The organism is Metamycoplasma spumans (genome assembly GCF_041026625.1).
Lineage (GTDB): Bacteria > Bacillota_I > Bacilli_A > Mycoplasmatales > Metamycoplasmataceae > Metamycoplasma > Metamycoplasma spumans.
Genome location: NZ_CP163393.1, coordinates 1 through 17,384, shown reverse-complemented (window position 1 = coordinate 17,384; position 17,384 = coordinate 1). Strand labels below are relative to the sequence as shown.

The window sequence follows — 17,384 nt, the reverse complement described above, 5'->3', positions numbered from 1 at the left end:
TCTGATTTAAAACTTTATATATATTAATAATATGTTTGGGAGCTGTTATCAATACATCTTAATCTAAATAAAAATTAAAATATTGCCTTCAATTTAGCAATATTTTAATTTTTATTTAATTCTGGCTATTTTTTATAAATCGAAAAATTTTTCATGTTCTTTTGCTTTTTGGTCTTTAATGTTAGACTCTCTAATGTTTTTTATATCTTGAAAATACTTTTCAACCAATTTTAAAATTTCATTTTCGTCTTCAATACCTTTTTTAGCAAGTTCTTCTTTTGCCATTTTATAAAAAACTTCTCTAATAGCAATTTCATTCATAATTGATCCTATTTTTTAAAAATCTTTTTGCCTAGTTTAATATATTTATTAACTTTTTCATTTAAAACTTTGAAAGCTTTTGAGTATATATCTTTTGAGTATATGTCAACTCCGGCATCTTTTAAAATTTGGGCTGGTCAATCTCTGTCTCCGGCACTTAAGAATTTATTTACATAGTTTTCTAAAGCAATCTTGCCCTCTTCTTTATATTTTTGGAAAAATACATTGGCAACAATGTAACCTAATGCATATTTATATACATAAAAATAATAGTAGTAGTGAGGAACCATTACCGAATAAACATTAGATGGTTCTCCAATTTTTATTGCTTTTTTAGACGTGTTATATTTTTGAGCGTTGTCAACATATAATTTTTCTAAAGCCTCATATGTGTTTAATGGTTCATCTTTGTCAATCATGTTATATAAATCAAACTCATAGTTAGATCATTGAGTTTGTCTTAAAACTGTACCAATAAAATCTCCAATGCTTTCTGATAATAATCAGAACTTTTCTTCGTCAGTTTTAGCTCTTTCGATTAAATAATCATTCAACAATAACTCATTAAATATTGAAGCAATCTCCGCTAAAAATATCGGATATTGACTTCTAAATACGGATTGATTTTTGTCTGAATAATATGAGTGCATTGAATGACCCATTTCATGGCATAATGTTCCAACTGAGTTGATTGTACCGTCAAAATTCATTAAAATATACTTTTTGTCAAGTCCATATGATTCGCCAATCGAATATGCGCCACTACGTTTTGAAGGAACGTTCATATAATCGATTCATCTTTCTTCAACAGCTTTTTTAACAACTTCAGGATATTCATAAGGCATAACTGATGTAATGTCAATTAAAATTTTTTGGGCTTCTTCAACAGTATAATTAGATTTAACTTTTACCAAATCAACAGCACCGTCTCATTTTTCCATTTCTTTATTAAATTTGGCTTTAAAGAATTTTTTGTGTGCTGAATGATATTTTCTAAATACGCCCATATTTTCTTGCACTGATGAATAAATAATTTCAAGTAACTTTTTATCTACGTGATCAGCGCTTAAAATTGAATCTAATGATGACTGATATTTACGGTATAAAGAATTTACTGATATTTCTTTAATGTGTTGATATAACATTTTACTTAACGATTGTTTATGCTTTAAATAAGCGCCATTGTAATTCAAATATGTATTTTTTCTTAAAACGCTGTCATTTGATTTAAGAAGTTGTAAACGTGTACCGTCAGTAATTTTGTGCTTTTTACCTTTTGAATCTAGTGCATAACCATATTCGATTTCACTATCTGTTAAAACTGAAAATAATTCTTCAGGAGAAGGATTGCCACTTGCAGTTGCATTTAAAAATGTTTCAACAGAGTCCTCTAATTTATGATCTAATTCATTCAATGTAGCTTCAAGGTCTTTTTTAACTTCTTTAAGCGATTCATCATTTAATCATTTTTCAATTTTTTCTCTATATTTAGCAATACGATTAGTTTCAGAACCTAATCTTTTTGAATAATCAGCAACCTTGGCTTGAAATTTAGATATTAAAGTATTACATTCAAAATCAACAATATTTGTATTTAGTTTATTTGACAAATAGTTGTTAATTTTATTTGATAGAATCAACATTCTCTCTGATAATTCAATATATTTTTGATAATTTTGGATATTTTCATACTTGCTATCTTTTACTTTAATAGCATCTTCAAATAAGTCAAAATACTCATCTTCTAATTGTTGGTAAGTTTTTGAACCTAAAATGTTTTCTAAATCAAATTTCAAATTCTCATCAACTTCATTATACGATTTAAATTTTTTTAATTTTGCCATTATTTTTCCTCTTCTATATATATTAAGCTGTTAATTTCAAATGGTAATCTTTTTCTAGCTTCTTCAAAGCCCCCAAGTTCCATTAAAACAATAATTTTAGAAACAATAACACCTTGATCTTGCAATAATTTTGTAATTGCTTCAAGTGTTCCTCCTGTAGCCAAAACGTCATCAATAATAACTGCTTTTTGGCCAGGTTTTACCAATCCTTTCTGTATTTCTAAAATATTTCTACCATATTCAAGGCCATAATCGTAGCTTATAACTTCGCCAGGTAATTTACCTTTTTTCCTTACCATAATAAAAGGCTTTGATAATTTAGCCGCTACTGGTGTACCAAATAAAAATCCACGTGCATCTGGTCCAACAATTATGTCGGCATCTTCTGCCAATTGCGCCATTTTATCAATAGTATAATGCAACGCTTCACCATCCGCCAATAGTAGCGATATATCTTTAAATTTAACTCCATCTTTAGGAAAATTTTCCACAGTTCTAATAAGTCTTTTTAATTCCATAATAAAATATTATAGTCTATTTATTAAATTAATAAATATAAGTAATTTTTTTAATCAATTTTAGTTAAAAAGGCAAGATTATTGATAAAATAAGACCGTAATTATTAATAATAATTAACTTACATTTCAAAAAATAATTTGGAGGAGAAATGAATAAAATTAACTTTTTTGGATTAGGCGGCTTAGATGAGAATGGAAAAAACGCTTATGTTTTAGAAATTAATAGCAAACTTTTTATTATTAACTCAGGAACAAAGGTTCCCATTAACTCACACAACGGAATTGATACATTAATTTGCAATTATGAATTTTTAGAAAAAAGACAAAAGGATATTGTCGGTTTATTTTTAACAGATGTTCATAATGAAAGCTTTTCAGCAATTCCATGATTATTAATGAAAATTAAAAATTTAAAAATTTATACAAGCTTTTTTAACAAAAGCGTTTTAAATGAACGTATTTCAAAATACAATATAGAAAATTCAAATTTTGAAATTATTACAATAAAAAACATCGTTAATTTTGACAAGATCAACGTTAAAGTTACTGCTTTTGATTTAGCTGGAGGATTGCCAGGACAATTAGGGTTTAATTTTGAATATGAAAAAGGTAATATATTGTTTATGACAAATTTTGTTGATGGGGTTTTAGGGCCTTACGGAACAACCGATATTCAAGAAATCAAAAATATTGTAAACAATGGCAAAGAATTACATGCTTTAATTATGGATTCAGGACATTCAGCTTACCCTGGAAACAGTATTGATAAATTATGAATTTCAAAGAAAATTGAATATAAATTTAAAGAAACGTCTCAAGACAGCAGAATTATTGTTGGGTTATATGACGAAGACATGATTACAGCTCACGAAGTTTTAGCCTTGGCCTTGCGTTATGGCAGACCTGTAATTACGTATGGTAGAACTTACTCGCAATTGATAAATTTAGTTAAAAAAATTAACAAAAATTTAAAATTGCCTGAGTTTATAGATTATCGTGCTGCAAACGATGTTAAAAACGCAGTAATATTAGTAACCGGAGCTATTGAAAGACTATATTTAAGATTTATTAGAATTGCATCAAATAATGATGTTTATCTAAAATTAAAGCAATCTGACGCAGTAATTATTGTGGCACCACCAGTTAACGGACTAGAAGTAAATTATGCTTTAACTTTAGATGAAATAGCAAGAAATACTGCTAACTTAATTGAATTAGGTTCAGATCAATATTATTCATGTAATCCTGCTAAAGAAGATATAAGAAATATTATTAAGAGCTTAAAACCAAAGTATTTTATTCCAATTCAAGGATTATATCGTTATTTAGTTGTTGCAACTCAAATTGCGAGAGAAGCAGGAATGAACTTAAATAATTGTTTAGTTTTACAAAACGGCCGTGTTGCAGAATTTGAAGATACTGAACTAATCAATCAAAAACATGGAATTAGAAATGTCGGAGATGTTGTTATTGATGGTTTTGGAATTGGTGATATTTCACACGAAGTAATCAATGAAAGAGAAAATTTAGCAAGAGATGGCGTCATAGCATTAAGTTCATTAATTGACTATAAAAAGAAAAAACCAATTAATGAACTACAGATTGCTTCGTACGGAATTATCACAAAAGATAACAAAGAGGCAGTATACAAAGTTATAAACGACTTATTTAATAAAGAATTTGAAAATAAAACAACAAAAGAAATTGATTTAAAAGAAATCCAAGAAAAATTAAGAAAATCAATTAAAAGAAAAATATCAAAAGTCATTGAAAAAGAACCAATGATTGTCATTACACTATACGAAATTTAAATATATGAGGGAATATGAAAAATATAGAAAAGGTAAATAACACTCAAAAAAGAGCAAGAGAAGTTGATATATATTCAAGCAAATCAACTCGTATATTATGATTTTTTGCTGGAATTATTGCAATATTTATGTTGGCTATTTCATATCTTGATATTGCTTACTTAACAACTATACACTCGTACTCAATTAATGTCTTGTTTGGTATGTTTTCGCCGTTTTTATATATTTTTGTTTTACTTATTTCTATTTGAAAGGTTTTCAAACTCAGAAATACATTTTCAGTTAAAGTTTTTCATTTAAATTTATATAGAATATCATTTTTATTTATAAGCTTTGCAGTTTTGGGAACTATGATTTTTTATACACAAAAATTAAGTTACGGACCTTCAAATGTCTTCAGTGTAGTATATAAAGACTGATTTAATTCATTTAAAAACACCAAAAACAACTTGTTACCTAATATTTATACTGCGGGCGTTGTTAATGCATTTATTTTTTCAATACTAACATTTGCCGGAAATCGTATTGGCATTGCAATAGGATTTTTAGTTGCAATTATTCTAATAGTTATTTCAATATCATTTTTATTTATTGATAATGATTACTTTAATTTAATTAGCTTTTCAAAGAAAAAAAGACAACAAGCTATTAAAAGCCTTAGAGAAAAAAGAGCTAAAAACACTACAAATAATAAAAATATCAATAATAATTCAAATAATAAAATTAATATTAATGATAATCACGATAACCAAGTCGCATTAATCAGCGAAGAAACTAAACAAATTGAAAATAATAACGATCAAAAAGTTCAAGACAATAATGCAAATCTTAACCAAGAAATCATTGACCAAAATGTAGACGATTTTGCCGATTTGTCAGATTTTGAAATTGAAGAAGATAAATTAGAAAATAACATAGAATTAAGCGAAGAAGATCATCAAGAAATTTATGCGCAGACATTCCTTAAACAAGACAATGAAGTTTCTGAACTGAAAAATACAGAAGAAGTTGTTATAAAAAATGAAACTGAAGAAAATAATATAAATAAAAAAGACTATGACTATGATAATAGAAACATAGAAGAAAATGATGATGAAATTATTGATATTATTAAAGTTGACGAAGAGAATACACATATTGATGACTCAGTATTAGAAAACTCTAATATAGAAAATGATTTAAAAGAAGAAAAAACTAATGAACAAAGATATTCGATAATCAAAGATGAAGAAGACATGTTTTAATCTTCTTCTTTTTATTTATAATTTAAATAAAGGAGTAAATATGAATAAAATAGAAGTTAACTACGACGGTGTCGCAAGAGATCCAAAAGTCGAACTTTTCGAACAAATTGAAAAAAATATTCCAACTGCAATAGAAAATGTTATTGAAGAAAAAGTAACATCGCAAATTTCATCGGAATTTGAGAATATTTATAGAAGAAATTATAATGAGGCTTTTGCTATTGAGATTGGTTTAAAAGAAAGGGAGAAACGCGATAAAATAGCTTTAAGAACTGGTATAAACAGTTTTATATTCGTTCTTTTTTTCTTTGTTATTGGTTTATTTTTCCTTTCGATATATCTTAAAAATAAAAAGATTATTAAAGAATATAAACAATTTGTAGAAGCTAATTTTGAAAGAAAACAAAGAGCAATTAAAATAAATTCAAATATTATAACTCGTTCATTTTCAAAAATATCACCATTGGAATTACGTGATGGAGCGCTAAAAGAATTAAAAATAACAAAAACTAATAATATCGACTATCGCGAAATTCAACCTGTTATTAAAAATGATAAAAGTTTCGCTTCGCTTTACAGTGTAAATAAATATGATATTAGAAACTCATATTTTTATGACCTTCTATATTCAACACTAGAATGAAGGAATGTTGTTACTTCGGCATCAATAAGAGTTAGAGAAAAAGACTCCAATGGTAATGTTTACACAAGAACCTTGACCGCTTACCACACCGAAAAAACACCTTTTATCGAATTAAAACGTTCAACAGTAATACCAACAAACTACTTACCAAAACTAAGTTTTAGTGAAACTATGGATAAATTTAAAAGCGAAAAAGAATATGATAAGATGGTTAAAAAGGGTCAAGACTTATTAGAAAACAAAGATTTTTACAAGTTTTATTCTCACATATATAACAATAAAGTTGATTATTTCACATATTTTCAAGGAATAACGCAAGATAAGTATATTGACATTTATAAATACTTTTTACTTAGACTAACGAATCCGCCTTATGTTAACAAAATAAACAACTCGTTATATAGTACGGAGTATTATTTAGGAAATTCAATACTATTTTCAAATTACAATAATTGAGTAAATGTGTTTTTTAATACTAAAACATTACTAAAAATTGAAGATATTAAAAATGGATTAGTTAAAATTTTAACAGATCATCTGATGCCAATATTTAAACCTATCGTATTGGCTTATGCAAACAAATATATAGCATCTGAAAACTATGAAAAATTAGGTGATAGTTATACCTCTACTTATCAAGATTTAAATGAGGTTGACAACACAAAAAATACAAATATCATTTACTTATTAAACAGGATAATTGCCAATGGAGTTTTTTCATTAACGTCTAAAAACCCAGAAAAAAGAGCAATATTTAAAGTTGGTCAAAACAAAAAAATGTCACTATTCGGTGAACAAGATATTCAAATGAAATCATATTATGGAGAAGACTTAATTGACACTGTTTATGTTGATGGTTACGCAATTCACGTTCCATTTAGAAGATTTTATGAATTTGAAGAAACTAAAAAAACTATATATACACTAAACTATAAGTTAAGTACTCCTGGCGCCAAAATAGCAGCAAACAATACTAAAACTCTTATTTATGATATTGCCATATCAGAAGATGAAAATGGAAAAATTAATGATTTAAAATTCAATAATAAAATAAGTTTTAACAAACTAGCGACTGAAAATCAAGAAGAATTAAAAGATGCTTTGATTTTAATTGATTGAATATTCACAAAGTTTAGCTTCTTAAAAAATAAAGCAATCATTGAAATTGATGATACTGGTCTTGCAATTTATATTAATGAAGTAAACAAACAAAATGAGAATGCTTTAGAAATGTTAGAAAGAGAAGTCAAAAAACTTTTTTCAATTGAATAATTAATATGAAAGTCTTATTTAAGAATATAATATTATAAAGAAAATTAAGAATGGAGAAATAATGTTATTTGACTCAAGAACACAACAAACCTCAGAAGGATTTAATCCTAATGTAGATAATACAGTAACAGTTCCAAAACCTACTGGATTTGAAAAGTTTTTATTTGTAATGCTTTTTATAATAACTTTTGGGCTTTTTGGAATTGCATACTACAAAAGAAAAAATTTACTATTTTCACAAATTAACGATATTCAGGCTGCATCTTCTTCAATTCAAGCTGCAGAAAGAAGAAGACATGACACATTACAAAACCAAATGGATGCTTTAATTGGTTATACAGGTTTCGAAAGAGAAACACAAACAAAAGTAGCGGAATTGCGTTCAAAATTAGCTTCTTTAAAAGATGAAAAGGATGTTACTAAATACGATGCTCAACTAAATGCAATTCAAGCTGGTCTAAGTTTGCAATTTGAACAATATCCAAATCTTAAAGCAGATCGTTTATACTTACAATTTAACTCAGAAATTTCAATGCAACAAGACGAAATTTATTCAATGGTTAGAATTTATAACAATAAAGTTAACCGTTTCAATTCTTCGATTTATACATTCTGAACAAATTGTGTTGCGGCTAAAATTAACGCATATAATCAACCTCTATTTCAAGCTTCAGCAGAAGAAAGAAAAAATGTTGATACATCAATTTTAAGAGGAAAATATTAATAATTAAAAAGTTGGCTATTGGCCAATTTTTTAATTATTATGCCTTAGTTTAAGTTTATAGACGTATAAATTTCACTATTTGATATAATATTAATATATTTTATATATTAATAAATATAAGAGGTAATTATGAATAAACAAGACGAAGTACAAAAATACGAATCAAGCAATATTCAAGTCTTAGAAGGATTAGAAGCCGTTAGAAAAAGACCAGGAATGTACATTGGTTCAGTTGGAATTAAAGGTTTACATCACTTAATATGAGAAATTGTTGATAACTCTGTTGACGAAGCCATGGCAGGTTTTGCAAATGAAATAAATATTAAACTTTATCCAAACAATGTTATTGAAGTAACCGATAATGGTCGTGGTATACCGACTGGTATTCACGAAAAAACTGGTAAATCTACTGTTGAAACAATTTTAACAGTATTGCATGCCGGAGGTAAATTCGATAAATCGACATATAAAGTATCTGGTGGTCTTCACGGTGTTGGGGCATCAGTAGTTAATGCATTAAGTGATCAATTTGAAGTTTGAGTTAAACGTGAAGGAAAACTGCATTATCAAAAATTTAGTAACGGTGGATTCCCTGAAAAAGAACTTGAAGTAATAGGTGAAGTTGATTTACAAGATACAGGTACAAGAGTAAAATTCCATCCAGACTTTACAATAATGGATAAATTAAATTTTGACTTCGGAAATATAACAGACCACTCTAAGCAAATAGCATACTTAAACAAAGGACTAAAAATAGTTGTTGAAGATGTTGCTAAAAATGATAAACGTACATATCACTTTGAGGGTGGACTAATCGATTATGTTAAAGAATTAAACAAAAGCAAAAAATTAATTAATCCCGAAGTAATCTATGCCGAAGGTATATTCAAGGATAAAGATAAAGAAGAAGATAATCAAATCATCGAAGGAAATGAAATAAAAGTAGAAATAGCAATGCAATACAACGAAAGTTACATTGCCAATGTAGTTTCATATGCTAATAATATTCAAACTTCAGATGGTGGAACCCACGAATTAGGTTTTTATGATTCTCTTACAAGAATTTGCAATAAATATGCAGAAGATAACAAACTGTTTAAAAATAATAATGAAAAAATATCTCGTGAAGATATTAAAGACGGGCTTGTTGCAATAATTTCAATTAAACATCCAGACCCAATTTTTGAAGGTCAAACAAAAGGAAAATTAGAAAATAAAGACGCACGTATCGCTTCTAATAAAATTTTTTCAGCTGTTTTCGAAAGATTTATGAGCGAAAATCCTGAACAAGCTAAAGCTATCGTTAATAAATTATTATTAGCTCAACGTTCTAGAATCGCCGCCAACCTTGCAAGAGAAGCTTCAAGAAAAAAAGATGGATTTGATATTGGCAATCTACCAGGTAAATTAGCAGACTGTTCTAGCAAAAATGCCGAACTTAGAGAATTATTTATCGTCGAAGGTAATTCTGCCGGCGGTTCAGCTAAAATGGGTAGAGATCGTTCTATTCAAGCCATTTTACCATTACGTGGTAAAGTAATTAATGCGGAAAAGAATTCTGTTGAATCTGTTTTATCAAATAAAGAAATCGCCACAATGGTTCATGCACTAGGTACAGGAATCAGTGAAGAATTTAATATAAATAAGTTAAAATACCACAAAATTGTAATTATGACTGACGCCGACGTAGACGGAGCTCACATTACAACCTTACTTTTAACATTCTTCTATCGTTTTATGAGACCATTAATTGAATATGGATTTGTTTATATTGCTCAACCACCACTATATAAAATTAGTGTCGGAAAAACCGTTGCTTATGCATACAATGATGCTCAAAAAGAAGAAATTTTAGCTACTCTTGAAGATAAAAGAAATATTTCGATCCAACGTTACAAAGGGCTTGGGGAAATGGATCCTGAACAACTTTGAGAAACAACAATGGACCCCGAAAGAAGAAAAATGCTTCAAGTTCAAATTGAAGACGTTGCAATATGTGATACTGTATTTTCAACATTGATGGGTGAAGAAATAGAACCACGTCACGACTTTATTCAAGAAAATGCTAAATACGCAAATAATATTGATTTTTAAGGATGGCATTTATGAAATTAATACAAAATCAAGGATTTACTAATAAAACATATCAAAGCGACGATAATAAGCAATTTATTAAAATTAAATCGTTTGACAGTTTTAATCACAAAACTGACTATAAAATTATTAGCTCTTTATTATTTGCACCTTCATTAATTGAAGAAACCGACGAAAAATTAATTACAGAATGAATTAACGGAGACATACTAAATCCTAATAACATCACTGACAGTCAATTAGCTGAGATCGGACGAGACTTAATAACCTTACATAATTCGAAATTAAAATTTGCTAAAGAAAATCAAATAGCAAGAAGATTTAAAGTTTATCGAGAAATGATATCTAAACTAGGAAGAAAAATACCTATTCTAGATAAACATTATAAAAAACTAAATTTATTCATCAAAAACATCGACACATCGGCGCCAGTTCATAACGATTTATGACTATTTAATATGATTCAAAGTGATGAAAAAATTTATATTACCGATTGAGAATATTCATCAATGGGCGATATTCATTTTGACTTAGCTTATTTTATTGAGTCAAGCGACTTAAATGAAAGACAGGAAAAAGTATTTTTAGACGCCTATGGAGATGATTTTGAACCCAAATATTTATTAGTTCACAAAATTATTGTAAACGCACTAGTTGTATTATGAATAAATAAACATGAAATCAAACCTTTTGATGATTCAAAATATCTAAAAAGAGTTGATTATTATATGTCCTTGTATAACGATATTTATAAAATTTAATTATGAACAATAATCACAACAAAAATATTTTCAGTACGCAGTTTAAAAACAAAAAAAACAACAGTGAAATATATGAAGTATATGAAACAATAAAAAATAATTTTGGTTCACAGGTATTTGAAGATATTTCAAATATAAGACCATATTATGAAGATTTTCATAACAAAAGTTATATCGGAAAAATAAACGAAACATGAGTTCAAATAAGAATACCTAAAAATATAATTAAAATAGATCATAGCAATGAGGAAAAAATCATTAAACCATTTAAAGATTATTTATATGTAAAAAATGGTGTAATAATTAAAAAATGATTCCCCGGTGTAGATTTATTCAAGCTAAAAATTGATGACAAAGTTTCCAATGCAATTTTAAATTGTGTTAAAAACTTTCAAAATATAAATATAGAATTAAATCGTTTCGATTGATTAAAATATAACATTACTGATAAAAAATACTTAGAACTGGTTGAAAAATATAAAGATGAGCCGTATGTTCTAAGTCATAATAATTTAAAAAGACAAAATATTTTAGTTAATAAATACGGATTTATTAAGTTGGTTGATTTCGAATTTGCCACTTTGAATTCTCGCTATACCGATCCAGTATCTTTACATATTTTTCTAGGAATTGATAAAGAAGTAATTATTAAATTCTTTAATTTAGACCCTGCAGTTTTCGACGATTATGTATACATGTTTAAGGTTTATAATGAAACTTCATATAAAGAAATATATTCAAATATAAAAGCTCCAAATTCCAAAGTTAGCGAATCATTGAATCAATATAATAATAAAGATTTTTCAGTTCCAAATAGATTTATAGTGCAAAAATTTAATAACCGTTTTGATAATCGTCTAGATACAAAGCTTATTGAAAATTTCTATTTTGTGCCAATTTGCGTATATGAAGACAACGATAGAATTATTTGAAGATGATTAAATTGCCCAAGCACTACAAATATTAACTCACGCCAAATAAAAGTGTTGGCAAAAGCAATGAGAACATACCATGACTCAGATATTGAATTTCCAAGTTATATACTTGAAGAAAAGATTGACTGATATGTAAAAAATATTGATAAAAAACAATTTAATGAAGATTTTAACAATCCACAGATGGTTGAAGAAATTATTAAATGAATAAGACAAATTAAACCTGATGCAAATTGCCATAATAATTTAAATTTAGATTGTATATTTTTTACAGATAATCTAAATTTATACATTATAGATTGAGCTGTTGCTTATAAAAGTTCAAGATTTTTAGATATTGCTCTGCTTTTTGAAAACACAAATACATCAAAATTAATTGAAAATATTTTTTGAAAAACATACGATATTAATCCTCCAAAAGATTTCTATAAATATAGAATAATTGTTCACTTTACAGCATATTTATATAACAGAATTTTAAATGGTGACTACACAGGCGCAGGAATAAATTTAACTAGAATTAAAGAATTGTGAAAACAGTACAAAGGTCATTAAAATGGAAGTACAACAAAAAGATAATAAAGCAGTAAAAAAGAATAGTAAAAAAATGAAGTATTTTAAGACATTTTTAATGATGTCTGGCATTTTAATTCCAACCGTTTGCGTGATTGCTGTTCCTTTGGCATTAAATAAAAAAAATAATTACCGAAGTACTAATTTTTTTATTGATAGCAATGAATCAATTAAAAATCCGCAAGTAGAAAAATTAGAAAACGGTAAAGTCAGGGTTATTTTCGAACAAAAAACTGAAAATCTATCAAAAATTTTTAATGATAACCCCAGAATAATTAATGAAAAATTAAGCGCAAATCATGTGCTTGTATATCAAAATTCAATTCTTTTCTTTAACAATAGTGGGTACAACTTTTCAAACCACTTTGCAAAAAGTAACAACAAAATCAATCAATCAGAAATAAGAGAAACTAATCAAAAAATATTCAGTATTTCTTTATTAAACGCTTTAAACGAATTTAACAAAAGTCAAACAAACAAGAATCAAGTTTCTCCTGAATTTTTTATAAAAAGTATTGACAGAGTAATTACCTCAATGACTTATGCATATCAAGAAAATGATATTGTTTATTATTTTGATAATTCACCAGGATATCGTGGTTATTCAACAGTAAACTTTTTTAGGTCAATTTCAAATTGATTAGAGGAATATCGAAAAGAAAAGAAATTACAAAACCCAGTCAAATACGAAATTAAGCTAGCCAACATCGATGCTTCAATTGAATTTAATTCAACATTCAAAAAAATTGATTCGGTTTACTTTAGTAACCAAATAATTATCGAGTTTCAGGAAAACCAAGAAAATTCGCAAAATATCTAATGTTTAATCGCCTATTAGTGGCGATTTTTTAATAAATAAAACTAGCCTGAAGCTAGTTTTTCTTTTTTCTATCTCATAAAAATTTTAATAATATTATTCAATTATTGTTAAGAAATCATCAACATCAATACGATCCGATTGATATTCATTAATACTATCATAACTTCTATACCCAAGGGCTATTCCTGTAACAATATCAAAGTCATTTGGAATATTAGCTATCTTATGTAAATTCTTACCATATTTTACAATCTGATATGCGTGAATTGAATCAATTCCCCTATTTTGCGCAGCAAGCAATAAAGTCGAAGAAAATGCCCCCAAATCTAGAATATTTCAAGCAACCGAATTTTTCGGCAAGCACAACAGTACTAAAACTGGCGCATTGAATAAATTATTATTAGCAGATATAAATTTATTTCAGTCGATATTTTGCTTTGCGTTCCAACTCTTATTAATATTATTTTTAATGTATTGTGGTCATTCATTACGATCAATATGATTATAATCGGAGCTAATTGGTTCGTTGTTATTTACTGACTTAAGATGCTCTTTTCGTACTAGTTTAAGCATTTCTCCTTTAATAACAAATACTCTTCAGGGTTGTGAATTAACTCACGAAGCAGTTCTTTTAGCATCTTTTAAAATATCTATAATAATTTCATTGCTAATATCAATATCTTTAAAATCTCTGATTGATTTTCTATTTCTTAATACTTTATCAAATTCCATAATATCACCCATAAATTTTATCAAAATTAAGCAATTAAAAGGTTGCCATAGGCAACCATATATAACTGTTGAATATAATATTAAGCTACTAATCCATATTTTTTTAAAGTTCTTGCGTTTTTAGCAGTAACACGAACTGTTTTTTTAGATCCGTTTTCTGTAAAAACTGTAACTTTTTGAAGATTTAAGTCAAAAGTTCTTTTTGAAGTATTTAAAGCGTGTGATCTTTTATTGCCGCTTAAAGCTTTTTGACCTGTTAATTGATCTCTTCCTGGCATAATTCTCCTTTACCTTTAATTATTAAATTAGTATGTAAATATTTTATATTAAATATTAATTTTTTTTATATTTATTATTGTTTTTTAGCAACAATTATGTAAATATTATCATCAATTCACACTGTGTCGCCTACTCTTATCTTAGCATTTCTGCCTTCTGCAATTCTGTCGTTAATTCTAATATTATGGATTTTTACAAAAAACTTTGCCATTCCACCTGTCTGACATAATTCCAATTTCTTTAAAAATTGACTCAGAATTATGTATTCGCCGGTTATTTCTACTTTCATCTAAAAACCTTTCTGTGGAGTAATTAGTTGTAAAACATTAGGTTTAGAAGGTGAAGTAATAACAATTCTTAAGTTATTTTTTGTAAATGAAATAACCAAATTATCATCATAAACAGCAATAGCTTCTTTTAGATATTTTCCGTTTAATGCTAATTTCAGTTCTTGACCGTTATATTCGAATTTTTGAGTTTTAACTTTGGCATTTCCAATTTCATCTCGAGTCGAACTAATCGTTAAAGTATCATCCAAAATATGGAATCTTATTTTATTGTAATTTTCAGTGATTATAACAGAAGCCTTATTTAGTAAGTTATTCAATTCTTTTTTAGATATTTTTAATTCAGTTTCAAATTCTTTGGGAACAATTTTAGAAACATCTTGATATGGTTGATCTATAACTTTAGATTGAATAATTGTATTGTCAATTTGGAATAAAATTTTATGTTCTGAAATGTGCAAAATAACATCTGAACTATATTCAAAATTCATTAAATCACGCAAGTTTTTTGAAAGTATTGAAATATTAAACTCGGCTGGACTTTCAGTATCGTTTATAACTTCAGCGTAACGATGTCTATCAGTTGTTACTAGCTTTAATTTATTGTTGTGAGCCATTATATTAACACAACATAAAATTAATGTTGTCTCGTTATTTGATGCAGCAAAAATAACGTCTCTTATCATTTCTTTAAAATCATTTCACTTAATTTTTAGTGTATCACCATAAACTTCAAAATCTATATCAGGATATTCATTTGTTGGATACAAATTCAAACAATATTCATCGTTTTCAGTGCTGATTTTCAAAATTTTATCATCGCTGTCTAAAACAACATCGCCATCTAATTTTTTAATAATATTTCTAAACAAACTCAACTCTACTAAGAAAATTCCAGGCACAGTAATTTCAGCATCAAGTGATGTTTCAACTTCATGTTTAATACTAATTTCCCCATTTGATCCAATAAAAGTTATTTTATTATCTTGTGCACTAATTAAAACACCCTTCATTGATGGTATAAATGGATTTGAATCAATTGCTTTTGCAACTCTTTCTATTGCATGTTCTAATAATAATTTATTGATTTTTAACTGCATAATTTTCCCTCTACTATTAAATAATCTTTCTTAAATTTTCCTGTATTTTTTCAATTGCAATTTTCAATGTTGAATTTGTTTGTATATTTTTGTCTATTCATTTTAACGAAACAAGAATAGTTGAATGTGATTGATTACCCAACATTTTTCCAATATCAACTAATGTATAATTAAAGTTATTTCTAATTAAGTATATTGATATTCTTCTGGCAATAACTATATCTTCAGTACGACATGTACTCGTAATTTTTTTTCTATCAATTTGATAATATTTTGATACCGCATCTATAATACGCTCTGGTGTAATATTATCCTTTATCTGAGTTATATTTTTAAAAATTGTTTGAATTGTTGTTATGTCATAGGTAAAAAAATCATCGTCTTCTGAAAATAACTTAACCCGGTTAATAGCACCTTCGATACTTCTTATTGAAGATCCAAAATTTCTTGCAATGAATCTCAATGATTCATCTTCTCACAATTCAGGATTAATATTATTTTCTACTAATTTAAATTTTAGTATTGATATAACATCATTAACATCTGGTGAGGTTATTTCTACTACTAAACCAGCCTGGAATCTAGTTATAAACCTTTCTTCAAACCCGCCCAAGTCGTTTGGTTTTTTATCGCAAGCAATAATAATCTGTTTGCCACTTGTTATCATTCTATTTATTATATTGAATAAAACGTTCAATGTGCTATCGCGATTGCCATACTGTTGTACATCATCAAACATCAAACAGTCATAACTAGTTAATTCTTCTACAATTCTATTAATTTCAGCTTGATTTTTATTTCGCAATTGCTCGACTAATCTAGTTGTAAGTAAATCTGGATTAATGTATAAACTTTTCTTGTTTTTTAAAGCAAGCTCATTGCCAATTGCATTTAACAGATGAGTTTTACCCAATCCACTTGGTGAATAAATAAACAAGGGTGAATAAATTACATTTTCAGATTCACAAATTGTTTTTGCCGCTTTTAAAACGACGTGATTAAATTTGCCTTTAACGTAATTTTCAAAAGTTAAGTCATGCTTCAAATTATCAACTTGCGGTTTCTTTATTTCCGATTTTTGTTGACCCAATCTTTTTATTTCCGCTTCGTCGGTAATAAAAATAATGTTCATAGGCCTATCGTAAATATTCTTAATAACCTTTTCGATATTTGAACTTTGTGTAGTTTTTACATAATGCATAATAGGCTCAGGCGCAAAAATAAAAACCGTATCATTCAATTCTTCAATAATATATATTGTTGATAAAAATGAGTTATATGTCATTTGATCGACAGCATTATTTTTCAGCTCATTTTGAAATGAAGTATTAATAAGCTTTAGTGAGGCAGGTTTTTCTAGTATTGTTTTCATAGTCTTATAATTATAAATAATGAGGTTCAATAATTGGTTAATAAACATAAATTT

Annotated in this window: 16 protein-coding genes; 8 read left to right on the top strand and 8 right to left on the bottom strand. The window is 27.2% G+C overall.

Annotated features, from left to right (window positions below; all coding sequences use genetic code 4):
• Nucleotides 1–132: 132 nt before the first annotated feature.
• Genes AB5V95_RS00080 through AB5V95_RS00070 form a run of 3 tightly spaced genes read right to left on the bottom strand, consistent with a single transcriptional unit; the run spans nt 133 to nt 2,683 of the window.
• The gene (locus tag AB5V95_RS00080; RefSeq protein WP_027122571.1) at nt 133–321 is read right to left on the bottom strand and encodes a hypothetical protein; all 189 of its coding nucleotides are present in this window, start codon (nt 319–321) and stop codon (nt 133–135) included.
• Nucleotides 322–329: 8 nt separating this feature from the next.
• Nucleotides 330–2,165 carry an oligoendopeptidase F gene (gene pepF / locus AB5V95_RS00075; protein ID WP_369085901.1) on the bottom strand — a complete coding sequence of 612 codons (1,836 nt, stop codon included), beginning with the start codon at nt 2,163–2,165 and terminating at the stop codon, nt 330–332.
• The gene (locus AB5V95_RS00070; protein ID WP_027122573.1) at nt 2,165–2,683 is read right to left on the bottom strand and encodes an adenine phosphoribosyltransferase; all 519 of its coding nucleotides are present in this window, start codon (nt 2,681–2,683) and stop codon (nt 2,165–2,167) included. Before AB5V95_RS00070 ends, pepF begins: the two co-directional genes overlap by 1 nt.
• Before the next feature lie 149 nt (nt 2,684–2,832).
• On the opposite strand from AB5V95_RS00070, the gene AB5V95_RS00065 reads away from it, so the two are divergent.
• The 8 genes from AB5V95_RS00065 to AB5V95_RS00030 all read left to right on the top strand — a co-directional run bounded on the left by AB5V95_RS00065 (nt 2,833) and on the right by AB5V95_RS00030 (nt 13,560).
• Nucleotides 2,833–4,494, top strand: coding sequence for a ribonuclease J (locus tag AB5V95_RS00065; RefSeq protein WP_369085900.1), 1,662 nt, complete (start codon nt 2,833–2,835; stop codon nt 4,492–4,494).
• A gap of 14 nt (nt 4,495–4,508) precedes the next feature.
• Nucleotides 4,509–5,738 (top strand): hypothetical protein, encoded by a 1,230-nt coding sequence (locus AB5V95_RS00060; RefSeq protein WP_369085899.1) that lies wholly within the window; start codon nt 4,509–4,511, stop codon nt 5,736–5,738.
• A gap of 40 nt (nt 5,739–5,778) precedes the next feature.
• On the top strand, nt 5,779–7,653 hold the full coding sequence (locus tag AB5V95_RS00055) for a hypothetical protein (protein ID WP_369085898.1): 1,875 nt from the start codon (nt 5,779–5,781) through the stop codon (nt 7,651–7,653).
• Nucleotides 7,654–7,714: 61 nt separating this feature from the next.
• Nucleotides 7,715–8,377, top strand: coding sequence for a LemA family protein (locus AB5V95_RS00050; protein ID WP_027122577.1), 663 nt, complete (start codon nt 7,715–7,717; stop codon nt 8,375–8,377).
• A gap of 129 nt (nt 8,378–8,506) precedes the next feature.
• Nucleotides 8,507–10,471: a DNA topoisomerase (ATP-hydrolyzing) subunit B gene (gene gyrB, locus AB5V95_RS00045; protein ID WP_027122578.1), complete on the top strand. Its 1,965-nt coding sequence runs from the start codon at nt 8,507–8,509 to the stop codon at nt 10,469–10,471.
• Between the two features lie 11 nt (nt 10,472–10,482).
• Nucleotides 10,483–11,232, top strand: coding sequence for a phosphotransferase (locus AB5V95_RS00040; protein ID WP_369085897.1), 750 nt, complete (start codon nt 10,483–10,485; stop codon nt 11,230–11,232).
• A 2-nt stretch (nt 11,233–11,234) separates the two neighbouring features.
• Complete coding sequence (locus tag AB5V95_RS00035; RefSeq protein ID WP_369085896.1) at nt 11,235–12,722, top strand: hypothetical protein; 1,488 nt, start codon at nt 11,235–11,237, stop codon at nt 12,720–12,722.
• A 1-nt stretch (nt 12,723) separates the two neighbouring features.
• Nucleotides 12,724–13,560, top strand: coding sequence for a hypothetical protein (locus AB5V95_RS00030; RefSeq protein ID WP_369085895.1), 837 nt, complete (start codon nt 12,724–12,726; stop codon nt 13,558–13,560).
• Between the two features lie 93 nt (nt 13,561–13,653).
• On the opposite strand, the gene AB5V95_RS00025 is transcribed toward AB5V95_RS00030, so the two are convergent.
• The 5 genes from AB5V95_RS00025 to dnaA form a co-directional block, all read right to left on the bottom strand.
• The gene (locus tag AB5V95_RS00025) at nt 13,654–14,292 is read right to left on the bottom strand and encodes a nitroreductase (RefSeq protein ID WP_369085894.1); all 639 of its coding nucleotides are present in this window, start codon (nt 14,290–14,292) and stop codon (nt 13,654–13,656) included.
• 80 nt (nt 14,293–14,372) lie between these two features.
• Nucleotides 14,373–14,570, bottom strand: a complete 198-nt coding sequence (gene rpmB / locus AB5V95_RS00020) for a 50S ribosomal protein L28 (RefSeq protein WP_027122583.1) — start codon at nt 14,568–14,570, stop codon at nt 14,373–14,375.
• Between the two features lie 74 nt (nt 14,571–14,644).
• Nucleotides 14,645–14,860, bottom strand: coding sequence for an RNA-binding S4 domain-containing protein (locus AB5V95_RS00015; RefSeq protein WP_369085893.1), 216 nt, complete (start codon nt 14,858–14,860; stop codon nt 14,645–14,647).
• On the bottom strand, nt 14,861–15,958 hold the full coding sequence (gene dnaN, locus AB5V95_RS00010) for a DNA polymerase III subunit beta (RefSeq protein WP_027123028.1): 1,098 nt from the start codon (nt 15,956–15,958) through the stop codon (nt 14,861–14,863).
• A gap of 16 nt (nt 15,959–15,974) precedes the next feature.
• Nucleotides 15,975–17,330 carry a chromosomal replication initiator protein DnaA gene (gene dnaA, locus AB5V95_RS00005; protein ID WP_369085892.1) on the bottom strand — a complete coding sequence of 452 codons (1,356 nt, stop codon included), beginning with the start codon at nt 17,328–17,330 and terminating at the stop codon, nt 15,975–15,977.
• Nucleotides 17,331–17,384: the final 54 nt, after the last annotated feature.